The 18,985-nt window shown below is 40.4% G+C and carries 18 protein-coding genes; 12 read left to right on the top strand and 6 right to left on the bottom strand.

Annotation, left to right across the window (positions count from 1 at the left end):
- Positions 1-10: 10 nt before the first annotated feature.
- The 6 genes from L1D44_RS16100 to L1D44_RS16075 form a co-directional block, all read right to left on the bottom strand.
- Positions 11-430 carry a secondary thiamine-phosphate synthase enzyme YjbQ gene (locus L1D44_RS16100; protein WP_239892266.1) on the bottom strand — a complete coding sequence of 140 codons (420 nt, stop codon included), beginning with the start codon at positions 428-430 and terminating at the stop codon, positions 11-13.
- Between the two features lie 140 nt (positions 431-570).
- Positions 571-1,485 (bottom strand): lysylphosphatidylglycerol synthase domain-containing protein, encoded by a 915-nt coding sequence (locus L1D44_RS16095; protein WP_239892264.1) that lies wholly within the window; start codon positions 1,483-1,485, stop codon positions 571-573.
- A gap of 26 nt (positions 1,486-1,511) precedes the next feature.
- Positions 1,512-2,825, bottom strand: coding sequence for a glycosyltransferase family 4 protein (locus L1D44_RS16090; RefSeq protein WP_239892262.1), 1,314 nt, complete (start codon positions 2,823-2,825; stop codon positions 1,512-1,514).
- Positions 2,826-2,869: 44 nt separating this feature from the next.
- Positions 2,870-3,904 carry a glycosyltransferase family 2 protein gene (locus L1D44_RS16085; RefSeq protein ID WP_239892259.1) on the bottom strand — a complete coding sequence of 345 codons (1,035 nt, stop codon included), beginning with the start codon at positions 3,902-3,904 and terminating at the stop codon, positions 2,870-2,872.
- Positions 3,905-3,944: 40 nt separating this feature from the next.
- On the bottom strand, positions 3,945-5,696 hold the full coding sequence (locus tag L1D44_RS16080; RefSeq protein ID WP_239892257.1) for a glycosyltransferase family 39 protein: 1,752 nt from the start codon (positions 5,694-5,696) through the stop codon (positions 3,945-3,947).
- Between the two features lie 178 nt (positions 5,697-5,874).
- On the bottom strand, positions 5,875-7,956 hold the full coding sequence (locus L1D44_RS16075; protein WP_239892255.1) for a sulfatase-like hydrolase/transferase: 2,082 nt from the start codon (positions 7,954-7,956) through the stop codon (positions 5,875-5,877).
- Positions 7,957-8,531: 575 nt separating this feature from the next.
- Here L1D44_RS16075 and L1D44_RS16070 point away from each other — a divergent pair.
- The 12 genes from L1D44_RS16070 to L1D44_RS16015 all read left to right on the top strand — a co-directional run.
- The gene (locus L1D44_RS16070; RefSeq protein WP_239892254.1) at positions 8,532-9,863 is read left to right on the top strand and encodes a L,D-transpeptidase family protein; all 1,332 of its coding nucleotides are present in this window, start codon (positions 8,532-8,534) and stop codon (positions 9,861-9,863) included.
- Positions 9,856-10,257 carry a helix-turn-helix domain-containing protein gene (locus L1D44_RS16065; RefSeq protein WP_239892252.1) on the top strand — a complete coding sequence of 134 codons (402 nt, stop codon included), beginning with the start codon at positions 9,856-9,858 and terminating at the stop codon, positions 10,255-10,257. Before L1D44_RS16070 ends, L1D44_RS16065 begins: the two co-directional genes overlap by 8 nt.
- Positions 10,258-10,811: 554 nt before the next feature.
- The gene (locus L1D44_RS16060; RefSeq protein WP_239892329.1) at positions 10,812-11,009 is read left to right on the top strand and encodes a Flp family type IVb pilin; all 198 of its coding nucleotides are present in this window, start codon (positions 10,812-10,814) and stop codon (positions 11,007-11,009) included.
- A 77-nt stretch (positions 11,010-11,086) separates the two neighbouring features.
- Positions 11,087-11,653: an A24 family peptidase gene (locus tag L1D44_RS16055; protein ID WP_239892250.1), complete on the top strand. Its 567-nt coding sequence runs from the start codon at positions 11,087-11,089 to the stop codon at positions 11,651-11,653.
- A 9-nt stretch (positions 11,654-11,662) separates the two neighbouring features.
- Positions 11,663-12,985 (top strand): AAA family ATPase, encoded by a 1,323-nt coding sequence (locus tag L1D44_RS16050; RefSeq protein WP_239892248.1) that lies wholly within the window; start codon positions 11,663-11,665, stop codon positions 12,983-12,985.
- A gap of 28 nt (positions 12,986-13,013) precedes the next feature.
- The gene (gene cpaB / locus L1D44_RS16045; protein ID WP_239892246.1) at positions 13,014-13,829 is read left to right on the top strand and encodes a Flp pilus assembly protein CpaB; all 816 of its coding nucleotides are present in this window, start codon (positions 13,014-13,016) and stop codon (positions 13,827-13,829) included.
- A gap of 48 nt (positions 13,830-13,877) precedes the next feature.
- Complete coding sequence (locus tag L1D44_RS16040; protein WP_239892244.1) at positions 13,878-15,314, top strand: type II and III secretion system protein family protein; 1,437 nt, start codon at positions 13,878-13,880, stop codon at positions 15,312-15,314.
- Positions 15,315-15,336: 22 nt separating this feature from the next.
- The gene (locus L1D44_RS16035) at positions 15,337-15,630 is read left to right on the top strand and encodes a hypothetical protein (RefSeq protein WP_239892242.1); all 294 of its coding nucleotides are present in this window, start codon (positions 15,337-15,339) and stop codon (positions 15,628-15,630) included.
- An 18-nt stretch (positions 15,631-15,648) separates the two neighbouring features.
- Positions 15,649-16,980 carry a pilus assembly protein TadG-related protein gene (locus tag L1D44_RS16030; protein WP_275660507.1) on the top strand — a complete coding sequence of 444 codons (1,332 nt, stop codon included), beginning with the start codon at positions 15,649-15,651 and terminating at the stop codon, positions 16,978-16,980.
- A gap of 10 nt (positions 16,981-16,990) precedes the next feature.
- A complete protein-coding gene (locus L1D44_RS16025; protein ID WP_239892238.1) occupies positions 16,991-17,470 on the top strand; it encodes a TadE family protein in 480 nt (159 codons plus the stop codon).
- Positions 17,467-17,922 carry a TadE family protein gene (locus tag L1D44_RS16020; RefSeq protein WP_239892236.1) on the top strand — a complete coding sequence of 152 codons (456 nt, stop codon included), beginning with the start codon at positions 17,467-17,469 and terminating at the stop codon, positions 17,920-17,922. Before L1D44_RS16025 ends, L1D44_RS16020 begins: the two co-directional genes overlap by 4 nt.
- Positions 17,923-18,004: 82 nt before the next feature.
- The coding region (locus tag L1D44_RS16015; protein WP_239892234.1) for a pilus assembly protein CpaE at positions 18,005-18,985 on the top strand (981 nt) is incomplete at its 3' end.

Genomic DNA, 18,985 nt, shown 5'->3' with positions numbered 1-18,985 from the left:
TTTTTTAGTTTTACTCTCCATGCAATGTAATAAGTATTCTTCTACTGCCACCATTATCTCTGTGCTCACCTAAATAAATACCTTGCCAAGTGCCAAGGTTAAATCGTCCATTTGAGATTGGGATCGTAATTGATACCCCTAAGAGACTTGATTTCAGGTGTGCTGGCATATCGTCATCACCTTCGTAAGTATGAGTGTAATAAGGGGCTTTTTCTGGTGCGAGCCGATTTATGTAGGCTTCAAAGTCGGCTCTTACACTCGGATCGGCATTTTCGTTTAACGTAAGCGATGCCGAAGTGTGTTGCAGCAATAAATGCGCAGTCCCCATTTTTATGTTTGATAACTCTTTAAGTGATTGTTCTATTTCATCGGTAATTAAATGAAAACCACGAGGCTGAGGCTTTAGTGTAAGTAGTTTTTGTGTCCACATAGTTAGCTTCTTTGATGGGGGCATGTCGCTACTAGTGTAAACGGAGATAAGTAAGAAATTAAATAAAATGGTAACTTGTCTATTTTGAAGAAGTAAGACTTAACGGTGATCCCCTTCCTTAAAGGACAATAAGGAGGTTATCAAGCAGCCTTAATGGTTCGAATGGTTAAACCAAGCAAGAAGCCAAGGCCATCACCAAGTGTAGTAAGCATGCGCAGGGTAACTGCTAATGATAAAGCCAAACCACTTCCATAGACTGGCGCAATTAATGCGATAAGAATAGCTTCTCTTATACCAAGTCCAGCGGGAGCGCCTGGTGTGATAAAGCCAAGTAGCCATGCAATTGAAAACGATGCAGTCAAAAACCAATAATTAGTGAACTCCATTTTAGGGTAAGACATTGTTATCATGTATAAAATGCAGCCAAAAACCAAAAAGCTTAATGTATATAGTAGATAGCATTCTGACAGCGCACGCTTAGAGGGAAACTTTAATTTTGAAATATAACCTTTTAGATAACGGAAAGTGTTTGGGATGAAAAATATTGAGATGATTAATGTCAATGCAATAAACAGAGCTACATATAGACTGAATTCTGTTACATTTGGCGCTATGGATAATAGTATAGAACGATTAAGTATAAATGCTGTTATACCAATAACGGCTGCAGAGATAATGACGATTATAATCTCGTAGGTCATTGTAATAGCAATGGATTGATTTGTTAGACCAGTTCGGTGGGCCAAAACTGCCCGGCCAACATGGTGAGAAAAGTTACCCGGTATATACTTACCAAATTGAGAGATTAAAATAATGGTTGTTACTTGACAAATTTGAGTATTTTGCCCAGTTGAAATTAGCAAACGATGCCAAGCTATCGATGTGATGGCGAAGCATACAAGATATAAGAGCAATGCTAGCGATAACATAGAGATATTTTCTTTGGCAAAGAATGACATTGAAAGTAGTGACCAGTTATCGACTAGATACATGACGAAGAAAATACTGCATAGTGTGACTAAAAGTCCTCCCGCCCAATGATATCCTTTCTTCAATATTAAACTCCTGTATGTTTTATAGGCTAATCATTGAAGTAACTAGATGGATTATTTTTAGTTAACTTAGTGGGCTTCGGGCTGTCGTCTCTTATACAGCGGTTAAAGACGTTAGCCATCTTTTCAGCGGATACTAGGCTTGTTAAGTTTTCAACTTTAACTTTTGCCTCGCGAGTTAATTTACTTGCTAATGCTATATCCTCACTTAACCTCAATACATAATTAGCGATCTGTTGTGGATTAGTTTGGTCGACCAGCAAACCTGTTTTTTCATGTTGAATAACATCCGTTATTCCGCCTAGATTGCTCGCGATCACAGGAGTGCCTGCTTGCATAGCTTCCAGAAAGGCGATGCCTTGGGCCTCTACACTTCCATCAGAGGTACGTTTTGAAGGACCAATAAAGATATCTGATGCCGTTAGGTAGTTGATAATGTCTTTGGATTCTACCCACCCCTTGAAGATGACATTTCTCTTGATCTCTAACCTTTCTGTTAAGCGTTTAAGAGTAGCCTCTAAAGGTCCTTCTCCTAAGATGAGTAAGCGAACGTTTGGATGCTTAGTTTTTACGATAGCGACCGCATTAAGAAGGTCATCGACACCTTTTACCTCAACTAAGCGCCCAACAAAGATAAGCAGTGGTGAGCTGTCTATTTTATATTTTTGTCTTAATACTTTTGCTCTATTGTTGTCGGCTTTTGAGCGCACAACACCCATAGGGATCAAGTTTAAGTTTGCAATGTTTGGGCTAATGGAAAGAACTTGCTTCTTAGTTGCAGAACTATTTACGGTAACGGCATCGGCGTGTGTTAAAGAAAATTGCTTAAATCGAGATAAAATATTTCCAGAAAGGGCAAAAGCATCACTACCATGAACGGTAATTACGTGTGGGATCTTTAAGGGTAACGAGGCGAGTACCCCATTGAACCCTTGTGGTAAGATCCAGTGAGAGTGCAAAAGGTCGTACTTGCCACTCATCAGTAGCTTCATTATCGCCAGCCATTCAAACATAACTAATGATGGGAGTTTCAAATAGTTAAGTTTATTCTTTTGCAGATTCATTAATGCTCCACCTTGATAGCAAACCGTTTGGGCAACCTCTGGCAGCAAATAACGGAAACGCTTCACCGATACACCTTCAAAAGTCTCTTCTATAGCGGCGCCTTTATAATGTGGAGCTAGTACATCAACCTCCCAATCAAACTCTTTTAAGTCAGTCACCAAGTGATGCACAAAAGGAGTCGTGCTGTCTCCTTGCCATCTTGGATAGTTTGAAGTGACACATAACGCCCGTTTTCTAACTGGGTTATTGTGGGGGATTTTTGAGGTTATATTATCCAACCTACCTCCGATTTAAAGTGGTTACATTAGGCCAAAAAAATAGGCTATCGTTGATTGACGATCTTTTTTGACTGCTTGTTCTGTTTTGTTAAAGTAGAATGAACGTCAGATTGGGAGGATACTTCTCGCTCAACCTTAATGACCCTTTCATCCAAAACTTCCATTTTATGCAGCATTTTCTCAGTCAATTTACGATTGAAGTTAATCAGGTCTGCAATTAAGCCCACCAAGAGTGTAATAACACCTAATGTCATGAGTGTAGAACCTAATATGAGTGATTGCATATGGCCGTCGCCATTACCTTGCATATAGAAGTACACAAATCGGATGATGGGTAATATCCCGACTAGAATGGCGATAAGCCCTAAGGAGAAAAATACCCGCAGTGGACGATACATGGTGTACATTCGCATAAGTGTCGTAGCAGACATATAAAGAAATTGAGGGATTGATTGGAATAGTCGTGACTCGCGCAGTTTTCGATTAGTTTGGATTGGAATAGACTTTATACTCATGCGCTTTGCACTCGCCTGAACTAACATTTCTAGGGTATAGCTAAACTCTGATACGATATTTATCTGTCTTGCCGCCCCTCGAGAAATTGCGCGAAAGCCACTGACGGCGTCTTTAATATCGAGATTGAGAATAGATCTGACTATAAAGCTTCCAAAGACCTGTAAGCTACGTTTGAATAGTGAAAAATGTGGATTATTGAACCCTCCGCGATCCCCAACAGTAATATCAGCTTCATTATTGATGATAGGCATAACCAACAAAGGGATTTCTGTTGACCGATACTGATTATCGCCATCAATATTTACGATGATATCGGCGCCTTGTCGAAGGCACTCTTCAATCCCTATGTGAAATGAGCGGGCTAAGCCCTTATTGGTTGTGTTAGTTACTATGTGATCGACTCCAGCTTGTCGGGCGACATCTGCCGTGTTATCTGTTGAGCCATCATCGATGACGAGTATTTCGATGCAATCAATTCCCGGTATTTGCAATGGAATATTATCGACCACGTCACTTAGGTTCTCAGCTTCATTAAAGCAAGGAATTTGTACGATAAGTTTCATTTTTTGATACCTTCTTTTTCTATTCTAGGCACTTAAACCGCTAGAACCCAGTGAAAATGGGCTGATACCGGGGTTGCAAAGGTGGTCGATATAGATGATTTCCCCAGCGGAAGGTGACTTCTTGCTCAGGCTGAGTCGGCGTTGCTATATGATTACCTTTGACTAAGAAAAGTGTCTCTCCGGGCGACAAGCGCTGTTCATCAATGGTTATGGAGTGAGTTGCTTCAAGCGTATAGACTCCCGGAATATTAATCGAAAAGTTCGTGGTCCCTGCTCTTAGGTTTAGGTGCTTTCCAGCTACATAGAGTGCCCCCCAATGGGGAATATAATTTTCTTGTAAGGCCGCTAGATCTTCTGAAAGCAACCGACTTGAGTTTGGGTCAGGTGTTCTTGCATGGTCTAAAAATTGATTATTTGCGATAACAAAACTAGGTTGTTTCACCGCAATAGTACTTTTTAAGAGAGGTTGCCTTGCTTTCATATAGGACTCCATTCCCCAGCTGCTCATAAAAAAGCCTTGTTTAGGAAATGAAGCTATCATAGAGCAGCAATCTATGTAGGCAGTGGGTGAGGGGAACAGCTTATGGATTAGCTCAACAAATTCGTGCTGCGCCTGTAATGTTCTCTGTTTTGGAATGATAAACCCGTGATAGATGATGCTTAGTGCCATGAAAAATAATAAGCAACTGGTAATCACATTCATTTCTCTACTGCTTCTAGAGCTTTGCCTTAAACCATCCCATGCCACACCGCACAAAACTGTTGCCGGAGCGAGCATAAATGAATAGAAGTAAGGGAAGGCATTTCGGTAGAAAAAAAGCGTACATAGGGGAAAGGCTAAGCTTAATAGAATGAGCTGTTCGTTTCTGCTTAGCTGCCCTTGAGGTAAACTAGCAACACACGCCACTTTAATTCCGTATATCAATGCTAACCAGAATAAAAGGTCGTATAAAAGAGAATATTTAAAGTAGATAAAGCCTGGAAAAAAGCCACTGCTCTTGATCGTTTTATCTAAACTAACGTTAATTGTTTCTGCGGCTAGCGCTGAGTCAGGAAGATATAGAAAGCTACCATGAATAAGATACAGAGCATAGAAAGTGGCTAGCGCGCAAAGTATTACTGTAAGTGGCTTATATATGAACTTGCTCTTTGATGGTGCCTCTAAGTAGAGTGCGATAGCGATTAATCCGAAAGTGGGTAGATACAGAAATGACTTGATAGTGATGAGTGCCGAAACGGCGATACATACGCCCGCAAGCAGTAGATGTTTTATCTGAAGTTTCTCGGATAAAATGAGTTCAAGGCTCCACATTAAGAAGAAGGTTGCAAAAGGGTCGGCTCTGAAACTCGCCCCCATCCGAATATTGAAAGAAAATGCAAAGTAACAAAGTACTGAAAATAGTGCGGCAGGAGGGCTTACAAAGCGGCGAGCGATACGATAGATAAAGTAGCCTGTTACGATTTGAAAAAGTACTAAAACTAAGCGAGCGGCTTTAATTTGAATGACTTCATTGGCAGAGACCCACTTAAGCCAGTTAAAGAAGTGGACATGTAAGGTCTGTAATTGAGCTGAAAGTGTGCCGTAGTCATATTGATAAACAAAGGCTAAATAATAGAACTCATCCCAGTTAACCTCATAGAATAGGGCGACATGAATGCGAGCGGCAACGGCAAACGCTAGCAATAGCGATAGCGATAGCAATCGAATTTGACTGATCCAGCTGTGCTCACAATCAATACCAGAGGAGAAAATCTCTTTAGTATAAGACGCCCCAATTTCTTTGCTTGTCAAAAGGTTACCCGAATAGAAAACACCTTGAGATAACTGTAGTACATATTTTTGTGCTTGTTCATCTTCTTCCTGGTTTGTTTAAATATCCGCAAGCGATGCCCAGTAGATGACTTTTTATAGGACTAATTTTTTATAACTCGATACAGTTAATAGAACAGCCACTGCTAACTGAAAGATATTAATTAGGGTCGCTTTGGTTATAGTTTCGGCTATAGTTGTTACGGCTAAAATTGGCATCAACACAAACCGCGTGCGGATCAAACCCCGGATCCTCTTTGTATTGAGAGCAAAGCTCTCTCATCATCGTGCGCCAATCAAAATCCCCCTTGTAGTTATCAGTGTCATAGATCTCATTTGTTGCTGTATTAAAAAGCACTGGGGTGTCGTAATCAGGTAACAAGCTTAACTGCCATTGTTGGTAGTAGATTGCACGCTGTTTTTTGGCTATCAGCTCTATGTAGTTGTCAGTACGCATGTAGGCTTTTCCGTCTGCTCTAACTTCATAATTTGAAGCGGTCTCTGACATGACCTCATTCTTATCGATAAAGCTTTTATTTATGGATTTTACGGGGACTGACGATTCAACAAAAACGTATCTATTAGGCGATACTTGTTCCTCAGTCCAAGGCAGAATCATACCGTCGAAATTGCTCTCTTGAAGGCTTGGAATAGATGAGCTTGAAATTTGTAGTGAGCTCATTAGAGAAGGGACGATATCCACCAGCGAATAAAGTCCTTCTATCTCTTGCGCCGGGGTAACGATACTTCCACTTTTGAACTCAGCTCGAGCCATCAGAATAAGCGATTGCTGCTGATCTAAGATATTTGTACCATGACCCCAAGACTTTGTTTTAGGGAACGCCTTAAGGTTTTGTGGGACAGGAGTTTTGAAGGTGGGGAGTTTAAAACTCTCGCCATGATCGGAAATAATATAGACAATCGCGTCGTCTAACACTCCTCTTTGTTTTAAGCGAGTAAAGAGATCGGCGACTTGTTTATCTACGCTTGCTATCATCTCTTTATACATATAGTGGTTGTAATTGCCATCCCAATTTTCTCGCGGCTGAGATATAAAGTCTTTAGACGTATACGGCCAATGTAATTGACAATAATGTAAGGCAAGAAAGTTAGGGGCTTCATCAGAAAGGCTCTCGATTACAGCCTTATTAAAAGCAATAGGAGAGTAGGCTTTACCGTAGGCCCTGTTATTGTATAAGTAAGGGAGTATATAAGAGGAGTAGGGGTGCATTAATAGTACATTTAGATAGGGAAGATCGCCTAAACCCGATATTAGTGCATCAGCAGCACCAGCCTTTGGACCTACAGTATTATTAAAGCCGTAACTAGAGTCTATTTGGTTAAAGCGCCGCTCATCAATGGCATAGGTTGTGTAGTAGCCTCGTTCCTTTAACAGTTCGATAATTGGAAGCGTTTTATTGACCATTTCTGGAGGGGCCAAATTGAATCTCACTCCGTTATTTACCGGATACTTACCCGTTAGAAGACTCATCCAAGCAACGTAAGTTCGTCCCTGAGGCGTATAAGCATTCTTGTATACGGTCATATTATCGAGTAGGTGGTTTAAGTTAGGGGCTACATTTGGGTCTGCTCCTAAGTACTTCAAATGATCTGGTCTTAGTCCGTCAATGCCCAAAACAATAATATTGGGATCTTTTTGGGGCTGAGCAGTTGTACTGCTAATTGAGAGAAATGGGCTAACTAGCCCGGCTATAACTAACAGCGATATAAAGAGAACGACAGGCTTGGTGGTGAAAGTGAGTAACCCTCGATAGAAACTGATAATTAAAAAGCTTACTAATCCTCCCCATGCAAGAGGTTCGCTCAGCGCTGTATGCCTAAAGTAAGAAACTAATGAGGTAGGATAAAAGTAGGAATTAATTGCAATCAAACAGGTCATGTTTATAAGAATCAGAAGGAACCAATATAGCTCTTCTTGAGCTCTTCCCTTTAAGGTAAACCAAGGGCTTCGGATTGAAACCGTGATTATGCCTGCCCAGATAATGTGTATAGCGACTAGAACACAGAAAAAAAATATAACGTCGTAGATCAGTCCGTATGCAGATAGGGAGTGACTATCTAAGCTATTCATCGTGCTAGCTAAAGACATTACGGAGTAGACTTGAAGTGTGGATTTAAAGTTAAACAGAATGACTGTAAACAGTATTAAAAAAGCAAGGGTTCTAAAGTAAACCCGCAATAATGGTGTTTTCGACTGCTCCATACCATATTGTTCGCTCATTTTCGCTCCTTCTGTGAAGCGTTGTTGTTGCTAACTTTTATGGGGTAATCGACATCTGAAGACACGAAGTCATGCTCTTTAGATGCTGGCCAGCCACCAAGAATAAGGTATCGTTCTGCTAAGCTTGATCCAGACGGGTTACTCGTTCTAATGCTCTTTGTGAAAAGGTAATCCTTGTACATAGCATGCAGGTTTAACAATAGTAAAACCGTCACTCCTATCGTTAAAAGTGCAGATGTTCGGTTCAGCTTATGTAACCCTATCTTCATCATATCCATCCTAGACTTTGGAGCATTAACAATGTTTTTTTAAGAACAAGTCAGTTTGATTATAGAAGAATATAAGCGAAAAGCTGAATATATGATGAACTATGGTTTAAGTTGCGATATTTGCCAGATACCTTAATGCCTCCCAAAAAATTAACGTTAACACCTTGCCTAATAGTCATTTTTTGTACTAAACCTAAAAACTAGTCGCTCACTGAAACTTGGAGTTTTATTTTGGCTAGTATCATTCTTTATTCTGTTTCGGCTTCATGATTGTTATTTCTATTATTGTATTAGGTGGTAGCTAACATGTTAAGCAGACACAAATTACTCGCATGCAATCTACTTATTAGCCTTCTAATGCTTTTTTCGGCTCAGGTGCGTGCGGAGCCCTCTTTCTATCAGGTGGAAGTTAACTCTGAAGTGACTCATCAGTTGCGGGCGTTAGTTTTGGACCTTGATGCAAGGAACAGTGTTACAGAGTTAATAGATAAAGCTGGTTTAATAAGCCATTTGAACAATCAAATTTTTGGCGAACAGCTAGATAACCAATCTCTGTCTGTTGACCAGTACGTTAATTTAATTAGGCGTAAAGATATCGAGAGCTTAAGGAAGTTAATACGGCATTATAAGTCGTTAGCTCGCTATCAATGGCCGACAGTAACCCCGATAGAATTAAGGCTAGGTTTAAGAGCGAAAGAGATCGCAAAACTCAGGTGGATACTTGCTAGGCTTGGGGATACACCAGCTTATTCTATGCCTCCGTACCGAGAGAGTATTTTTGATCCTAGTGTTGAAGCGGGTCTTAAGCGCTTTCAAAGAAGGCATGGTCATGTTGTAGACGGTAAGCTTCAGCTTGAAACAGTATTATCACTTAACACCGAGCCGTCTATAAGAGTTAATCAGTTGCAAAACGCCTTGAAGGAGTCATTAAAAAGGCATGATGAAACAAAAGATTATGTCTCGGTTAACCTCATAGATCATACCTTACGGATAACGAAAAATGGCGTAGAGCAGTTAGTCATGCCAGTCATTGTGGGTAAACCTACCAGCAAAACGCCGGAGTTAAATACCACGATAAGTGTGATTACGGTCAATCCCGCTTGGAGGCCTCCGGCAAGTATCATTTATAGCGATATTTTAAGGAGTGTTGAAAAACAGCCTAATTACCTAAGAAATAATGACTTTGTATTCAAGAGTTATACGAGTGATTTCGTTGATAATAATGTGGCCCAAATGGATACAAGCAGTTTAAAACATAAGCTAAAGACTAGCGCCCTTGTTCAATTGCCTGGTAGCAAAAATGCGCTTGGTAAACTCCGATTTACGATCCCAAATTCAGATGCGATTTTTCTTCATGATACTCCAAGAAAACATTTGTTTAATAGAGCAAATAGAGCCTTGAGTCATGGCTGTATTAGGCTTTCCCAGCCTGAGCTTTTCGCCAAATATTTAATGAATAAAGAACCTTATCAAACTCGGCAGATATTTAAAAACGCACTAAAAAGCAACCAGACAAGGCATTTCCGCCTTACGAGCCAACTTAATATTAATATTGCTTATCAAAAGGCTTGGATTGATAAAGATGGCCATTTACAGATAAGAGATAACGTTTCGGGTCTAGGGAGGGAAGATGGATAGCTTTTGTCATGACAATACGACGTTAGCCAAACTCATACGTAAAGAGAAGAATGCCAGAATGAAGCTCAAGTTGTTGGCTGTTTTGCACTTTCAAGACGGCAAATCAAGGTACCAAATAGCGGACTTCTTGAAAGTGAGTCGCACGAGCGTTAACCGTTGGATTAGCCTCTATCTATCGAGCGGATTAGAAGGGTTAAAAGATAAGCCTCATTGTGGTAGGCCGAGTACTTTAAGTCATGATCAACTGTTACAACTTAAACGTTATATCGATAATAAAAGTAATCGTGGAGGTAAAGGAAAGTTGACGGGAGGAGATATTCAGCTATACATAGAGAAGCAATTTGGAGTTAAATATGAAATATCGAGTGTCTATAAATTGATTGACCGATTTTAACTTTTCCACTTTCCCTCTTTTTCTGTGTTTATCTAAAGATAACTAAATAGTTTTAACTCCATGAGCTCTCTTTTGGTATGTGAACTATTTTTATTCTTCTGCCGCCGCTATCTGCTATAAACAATCTACCAAGCCCTTAGTTTTCCTATCTTAACGACTTTAGCACAATAATTTTATTGAATAATGAACTGGTCTGATTTTTAGCGCATTTTATTTAAGTGAGGTTGTTAAAATAAACGTGAGAGTTTCTACCTCCCGATATTATCTAATACTTTTAAATGCTATAGCCTCATAGATACGGGGATGTTGACATTTCTTCCCAGCTAGAAAGCATTTGGGTTGTTGTAAAGTGAGCAATAGGTAAGCGCGTTTAAATTATCTTAACTTAGTTATGTTTCTCATTGACGGACCAATAATTTATTCCACATGGAGAGTTAACCCTGCCTTTGCTACCTTTATAGACAGCGTTACTTAAGCAATGAGAAAAACTTTGCGTCTGTAGCCAAACTTGTAAGAGCGGGTATTGAGATAGGACAAAATAGGTGGGTAAATTTATGGATATCAAATGTTTACTAAAAGAGTTTATCGAAGATGAAAGTGGTTTGACTGCTGTTGAGTATGCGATTGCAGGTGGATTGGTTGTTGGTGGCATGATTGCTGCTTTCAACACTTTAGGCACAAATGCCACTGATAAAATTGATTGTTTAGCTTCAGCAGTAAATGGTAATTCAGCGGATTGTACAGCTCCTTAAACCGTGTGAAGTTCAACGGATTAAAGATTGCTCACGATGATGTGAGTAATCTTTTGCTGAATAGTTAAGGGAATAATATGGCTGATTATCAATTGTTACTTCAAGTTATTATCGCAGGAACATTTTTAGTTTTAGCGATCGTGTTTGATTTAACAAAGGAGAAAATACCAAACTGGCTGTGTTTATTTGCAATTTTTTGTGGCTTTTCAATCAATAGTTATTTTGCTCAGTTGAGTGGGTTAATGCACTCATTTATAGGCTTTAGTCTTGCCTTCATCATTTTATTTCCAACTTTTATTTTTAAGATCCTCGGTGCTGGTGATATTAAGCTAATGATGGGGGTAGGTGCACTAATGGGGCCGCAATTATTAGTCTGGAGTATCGCCTACGCTATCGTTGCAGGAGCCATAACGAGTAGCTTACTCATTATTTGGCGGTCTGGTTTTTCTGGTTGTTTCAAAACATTAAAAAGATATTGGGACTGCTTTTATTTAAGAACCTATTTCAAACCAGAAGAAGGTGAAGTTGCAGGTCAAAGGGTACCATACGCACCGGCTTTAGCCATTGGTTGGCTTTGGGCGTGTTCGCTAAACCAAGATATTACTCATTTATATTCTTCTATTAGTCACTCTCTATTTTCTTAGGATGCGCGCATGAATATATCTAGAGAAGAGCAATCGTCAAAATCTATCGCTTCAAATAGTGAAGTGCTGCAAATGGAGACTCAGCTTGCTCCTCGTCCAAAAACAATTAGCGAAACGGGAGTGTCAGAATCTTTACTCCTAGACTTAGTGACAAAGCACCTGTTAGCCGCAGGCGTGTTAACGAGAGAGCAACTCGTTAATTTGCTAGGTGTAACTGGAGGCATTATTCAGCAATTACTAGATACCGCAAAATCTTTAGCTTGGGTCGAAAATAGACAGACAACGGCCGATGGCCAGATGCGTTATGCCCTAAGCGCTGGGGGGGAAGTTCACGCGAAACAAGCATTGTCGAGAAATGGTTATTTGGGCTTAGCACCAGTGCCGTTAAAACAGTATGCAAATATTTGTAAGAAGCAATCGAGTAGAGCCAAGGCGATTACTTTTGAAATGCTCGAAGCGGGATTATCAGCTTTAGTTTTACCTAAAGATCTACTCTTTAAGATAGGGCCGGCCATGAACTCTAGTCGACCAGTACTTATTTATGGGCCTCCTGGTACAGGTAAAAGCTACCTGTGTCGTCACCTTAATTTGACTCTGGGAGACAGTGTGTTAATTCCCTATGCATTAGCGATAGGAAACGAAGTCATTCAAGTTTATGACCCTGAACTGCATCATAAGGTTGGAGGCGGCAGGGAAAGCACGAGTTTGAATCTAGCTGAGGGGCATGATCCAAGATGGATAAAGTGTGAAAGACCGTTGAGGATCACTGGTGGTGAATTGACAGCCGAGATGTTAGAGGTTCAGTTTGATAGCCATAGTCGTACTTATATGGCTCCACTTCAACTCAAGGCAAATAACGGTATTTTGTTATTAGATGATCTCGGTAGACAGAAGATCAGTGCGAAGCAGTTATTTAATCGCTGGATTATACCTATGGAAGAGAGAAGAGACTTTTTAAGTCTACAATCTGGTGAGCACTTTGAAATTCCATTTGAACTAATTCTTTTATTTTCAACTAACCTTAATCCAAATGAACTTGTAGATGAAGCCTTCTTGAGGCGACTAGGATACAAAATTCACTTCGATGCTTTAGATGAACAGCTATATAGAAAGATATGGTTTCAAGTATGTGAAGACTTAGGGTTGAGTTGTACTGAAGAGGTTTTTCAATATCTCTTAGTTGAATATCACAAGCGGTACGATAAACCTCTCATTCCATGTTATCCGAGGGATTTATTAGGGATTATGTCTGATCAAATAAGTTTCATGGAGTTCGAGCCCGTAGTGACTCCATCCTTAGTGGACTCTTCTTGGTCGATATATTTTGTATAAAATTTTGGATTTTGATTAGGAGCGACAAATGAATAATAAAACAGTCTTATTTGTCATTTTGTCATTAGTCTTTGGAGTTACCGCTGTGTATCTAGCGCAAAGTTGGCTCAAAACAAATACTAAAACAGAAACTGTAGGCACTACATCCAATGTTATTACCATGGTGTCAGAGGTACCCTTGGGAACGATTATTGAGAGGAAGCATCTAGCCCTTACGTCGGTTCCTCAAAACCTAGTTCCTGAAGGTGCAATTACCGAGATTACCGAGGCTGAAGGTCAGGTCGTAAAGCACCGTCTCTATCAAGGAGAGGTATTACGTAAAGAGCGATTAACCCCAAAAGGTGAGGGAAGCACATTAGCGAGCTTAATAACACCTAATATGCGGGCCGTAACCATTAGGGTTAACGACGTAGTTGGTGTTGCCGGCTTTCTTTTACCCGGTAATAGAGTAGATATTATTAATATATTTAAAACCACTGGGTTAAAAACGGATATTGTTCTTTCAAATGTCAAAATTCTAGCCATCGATCAGAAAGCATCAAATGATGAAAATAAACCAGTGTTGGTTCGTGCGGTGACATTAGAGTTAAGTTTGGAGCAAGCGGAAACTTTAATGATTGCTAAGAGCAGAGGCTCTTTACAACTGGCACTGCGTAACCCTAATGATACCGCGGTTATAGAGCTTGCCGATATTGAAGAAGCTAATAAAACTGCTGAAAAGGATAAGGAAGAGCCTGCTCCACAAGTTGAGGCGGTAAGTGTGGCTAGAGTCTCGGAAGCTGGTTCAAAAAAAGTGTTTTTGCTTAAAGGCATGAGTGAGCAAGAGATCAAAGTCGACAACTAATAATTAGTTGATAGCAAGCATAAAGATTCATGTTTTAAGGAGAATAACATGTCATTCCTTCGGTACTTATCAGTTGTTTGTTTATTGGCAATGTTTCAACTATCAACGGCATACGCTGGAGGCCCAACAGCTGGTGCAAGAGCTGATGTTCAACGGATCCCCATTTTTAAATCTAGAGTGTTAATGCTCAACGGTCCCGTACATCGTGTTTCGGTGGGTAATCCGAGCATTGCCGATATTAAGTTACTCCCTAATGATGAGCTGTATATTTTGGGTAAGCAGTTAGGTAGTACTAATGTAATGATCTGGGATAAAAATGAGCAACTTGCCAGAGTGATGGATATTGAGGTTACTCATGACCTCAATGGATTGAAAACTAGATTGTATCAATTTCTTCCCACCGAAAATTTAGGCGTGCAGACTTCTCAAGGTCAACTGTTATTAAGTGGACAAGCTTCCAATCTGCAAAAAATGAATACAGCAGTAGAGCTTGCACAGGGTTACGCAGAAGCCGCTGCCGGGGGCCAGGCACCGAGTAAAGTCCTTAATATGATGACTATCGGTGGCGATCATCAGGTTATGCTTGAAGTTGTCGTTGCAGAGGTTCAAAGGAACGTCGCGAGACAGTTTGACTCAAAGTTTTTCATATTTAATCAGGGTTCTAATCTATCTGGTGGTGTTGTTGGGGGAGGCGGAGGCTTTGATCCCGGAAGCATCGGTGGTATTGATGCTAAAGGTATATTTGCTCAGTATATCAACGGCGATCTCATGATGAATTTTGCGTTAGATATCGCTAAACAAAATGGTTTAGCTAAGGTATTAGCAGAGCCAAACGTTACTGCTATGAGTGGACAATCGGCTCAGTTTCTTTCTGGAGGAGAGTTTCCAATTCCGGTGCCAGGTGAGAATGGTAATACAACCATCGAATACAGAGATTACGGTGTTGGCGTTAAATTTGTACCAACAGTACTCGATTCCGGCCAGATTAATTTGAATTTAAATGTAGTTGTAAGTGAGATTAGTACTGCAAATAGTTTTGCTATTTCGGGCAATACATCGACGTCATTAGTTGTACCGTCATTAGTAAAAAGAAGTACTGCGACAACGGTAGAGTTAGCAGACGGACAAACAATTGCCATCAGTGGCTTAATCAGTGACACGCTTAGGGAAAATATCGACAAGTTACCCGGTTTGGGCGATGTACCAGTATTAGGGCAGCTATTCACCAGCAAAAGCTTTCAGAGTGGGCAGAGTGAACTGGTTATTCTGGTTACGCCTAGGCTCGTCAGAGCGTTTAATCGTAAAGATATTTCCCTACCAACTGATGGATTTGTATTACCTTCTGATGTCGAGTTTTACCTATTAGGTAAACTGTCTCACAAAGAGAAAACTGATAATACGAATGAAACACCTTATGAGCCAGTCGAGTCTGATGCGAAGTTAGATGATTCGGGAACTCAGCAAAAATATGGCCATTCACTTTAATTGTCAAAAAGGAGTAAGGCTCATGAGATCCAATGTAAAAGGCGTTTGTACGACTTTTTTTACCGCTTTTGTTGTTCTTTGTAGTTTGACTGGTTGCACAAAAATCAACGACTTTCCTATGGGCGAGAGTCATTACCGCATTAAACAAGTGCAGATATTAGATCCCGGAGCTGCAGAACGTAATGACGGTATTATACTTAGCTTGGAAGGTAACTATGGGCGTGAGGTTATGCAGTCCTATCGGGCAAGTTCTGTGAAGCCCGAGAGAGCGAGAAGTATGGGGTCGATCACCGCCGATGGTTCGGGTAGTAATTAGAGTGTAGAGGCAGCAGTTATGGCGAGTCAATTCAGATTGTTAGTCCAACGTAGACGTCCGAAAAGAAATCAATCAGGGGCGATAATCGTCATGTTTACGATAGGATTATTTTCTATTTTAGCTTTCGCAGCATTAGCATTAGATGGTGGTCATTTGTTGCTGAGTAAGGGGCGATTGCAAAATGCCGTTGACGCTGCAGCCTTAAATGCCGCCAAAGAACTACAAGACGGTGCTACTTTGTATGAAGCGAGGGAGGCAGCCTATACAATATTGCTTCAGAACCTCTCTTTTACAGAAAATGGTGAACTCAATAGAACCATAGCCTTGTCTAGCCCCGACTTTAATAGTACTCAGGTTACGCCCCGTTTATATGTGGAGTTTTCTGAACTACCTCAACCTTTTAGCCCAATACTCGCGGAAGGTAGTGAATATGTGCGGGTTAGAGTTGAAAACGTAGACTTATCTAATTTTCTCGCTGATATATTAAATTTTAATAAAGAGGTAAGAGCGTCAGCTGTAGCGGGCCGTAGTCAAGATTTACTATGTAAAAATAGAACGGCTCCACTTATGGTTTGTGGTGATCCTTCAGCGCCTGATTATGGACTGACGATGGAGGAGCTGTATCTGATGAAAGTAGGAGCCAATCAGCCAAGCTCAAATGGCACTGGTAATTTTCAATTGATTAACTTAGATGGTGACAACGGGGCAAGGGATATAGCTGATGCATTATCAGGAAACTACTCTCCTGATCAATGTGTCGGGCCAGGTTCAAACATTCAGACTAAACCAGGTAACTCTGTTGGCATTAGACATGGCTTTAATACTCTATTTGGTGTGTGGGGGGGGATGAATACTAATCCTGAGGATCATCCTAGAGACATCAATATTTGTGAGGGGACGACAGTTTCTGTCATAGAGGTTCAAGCTAAGGATAGCAGTGGAAATGACTTAACTGATAGTAACGGTGATCCAATAATGGAGACTGCTATTGATCCTGACTCGATAGCGGGGGCATATAGGTGGTCACAATATTATTCCGATAATCAAGCAAATGTTACCGAAGGGTGTGCAACGACCTCTGACCCATTTGCAAAGCCTTTACGCCGTGAGATGTCGGTCGTTGTAGGAGTATGTGACCCTGATGCTAATGGTACTTATTCAGTGGATATTTTAGGTACAGCCTGCTTCTTCTTGACACAACAAATGGGGACTAGTGGTCAAGACTCCTATATCGTGGGTGAGTTTTTACAGACCTGCTCTAACACTGGACAGTCATCACTAGAGCCTAACTATGTAGGGGACAGTTCAACAATTGTTCTCTACTGGGATCCCGACAGCCCAGATTCATAAGGTACTAACTATGTCTAAAGTGATTCAGTTAAATAAGGAAAAAGGCATCGCGGCTATAGAGTTTACCCTACTTGTGCCTTTTTTCTTGTTGATTATCTTCGTTACGGTTGAATTCGGGCGTGCGCTTTTCCAATATAGCCAATTGACGAGGATGATAAGGGATGCGGGCAGGCATCTCTCTCAAACGATAATCACTGAAGGTGCAGGTATGCCTACAGATTTAACGGATGCTAACTGTAATGGCTGCATCTCTGATACGAAAAATATCTTGATGTATGGTGCCGGTACTGGTTCTTCTACATTGTTATCTGGCCTTAAAATTACCGATATTACAATCTCAGAGTTTCCGATTGACAGTGAAATTATGGTCATCTCTGTTGACTACGATTGGACACCGATTTTCTTCGACCAATTATCTGAATTCGGACTTGGGAATGGTATTGACCTTACCTTTAATTTTAGCTCGACTTATGCTGTGAGGGCAATATGAGAACATTAACGACTGCACGAGGAGTGTATGCTGTCGAGTTTTCGATTGTGGCGAGCGTTTTTTTTCTTTTTCTATTTGCGTCTATCGAGGTTGGCAGACTTTTATATACCTATAATGTTTTACATGAAGCTGCTCGTCGGGCAGCTCGAATTGCAGTCGTCTGTCAGGTGAATACAGATGTTAGTTCTCAGGCTCTTTTTAATGGGTCTAACTTAATACCGAACCTTAGTAGTAGTAATTTAGAGATAAGTTATCTGCAACTAAATGGTTCGCCGTCTACCGATCTTGTTTACGGTAGTGATATACGTTTAGTAAGGGCTGCAATAACAAATTACCAACATCAGTTTCTTGTCCCTGGGTTAACTCGAACACTTAATTCACCTACTTTTTCAGCAACATTACCAAGAGAAAGTTTAGGTGTTTTTAAAGGTGGAACTTCTGATTGCAATTAATTTTCCACAAATACTCAAATACCATAAGGTTTATTGTCTATAGTAAATGTAGATGTGTTTATAAAGGGAGGTTAGTAGCATAATGGATAAGCCGCTAGAGCTATGTGTCTCGAACGATAATCAACAGCAAGAGCAGCCCATGCATTTAAGTCTACCATTCCCTGTGCGTGCTGTAGTGCTAAGTAATGGTCACCAGTCTCTTGCTTGGTTAAGTGAAAGTCTAAATCAACTCGACAACCTAGACTGGCAGGCAGTCACTTTTGGTGAGGTTAAATTACTAAAAGAAAAAAGCCGATTCAACCTTGTGTTATTGGTATTACCCTCTGATGAAATTGAAGCTAAGAAAGCATTAACATGTGCATCGAATTTTGAATGCGACACGATATTGATAGGCTTTAATACCCCGCAGAATATTTTAAGATTGGCTTTTCAATACGAGGTAAGTGATTTTATTCCCTCTACCTCTCCTTTAAGTGAGATTTTTAGCTCATTAGAGAAAGTATCTAACCGTCTTGTTCAGAATGCAGATTTAGCTCCCGTTATTGCCATTATCAACGGTAAGGCGGGTTCTGGTGCGAGCTTTATCTCAGCCAGCTTAGCGGATGTCGTTTCTCAAAGAGAAGGGGCTGACTTAGCACTGTTAGACATGGATCTACATCATGGCACCCTGTCTCATATTCTTGGTGTTGAAGCTAAATACTCTGTTTGTGACGTATTGGCGTCGATTGAAGAACTTGATGAGATAGCACTGAAAAGTACGATGAGCAAAAAAGGAAATTTGAGCCTACTAGCGGCTAAGCCGTTTGAATTACTAGGACTCGATAAAGCGGTCGACTTTGGCGGAGTTAAAGGCTTAATTTGGAAGTATCGTAATTTTTATAAACAAGTCATTTTGGACTTTTCAAGAGGACCTGAGTATTGGAACTGCGATCTTCTTTTAGATGCAACAATCTTAATTGTTACACAACAAAACATAATGCATTTACGTCAAACAAAGGATTTAGTAAATCAATTAACCAAAAGATTAGGGGTCTCGCCCGATAAAATAAATCTTGTTGTTAAT

This window comes from Shewanella sp. Isolate13 (assembly GCF_022398325.1).
Classification (GTDB): domain Bacteria; phylum Pseudomonadota; class Gammaproteobacteria; order Enterobacterales; family Shewanellaceae; genus Shewanella.
This window is presented reverse-complemented; position numbering and strand designations above follow the sequence as displayed.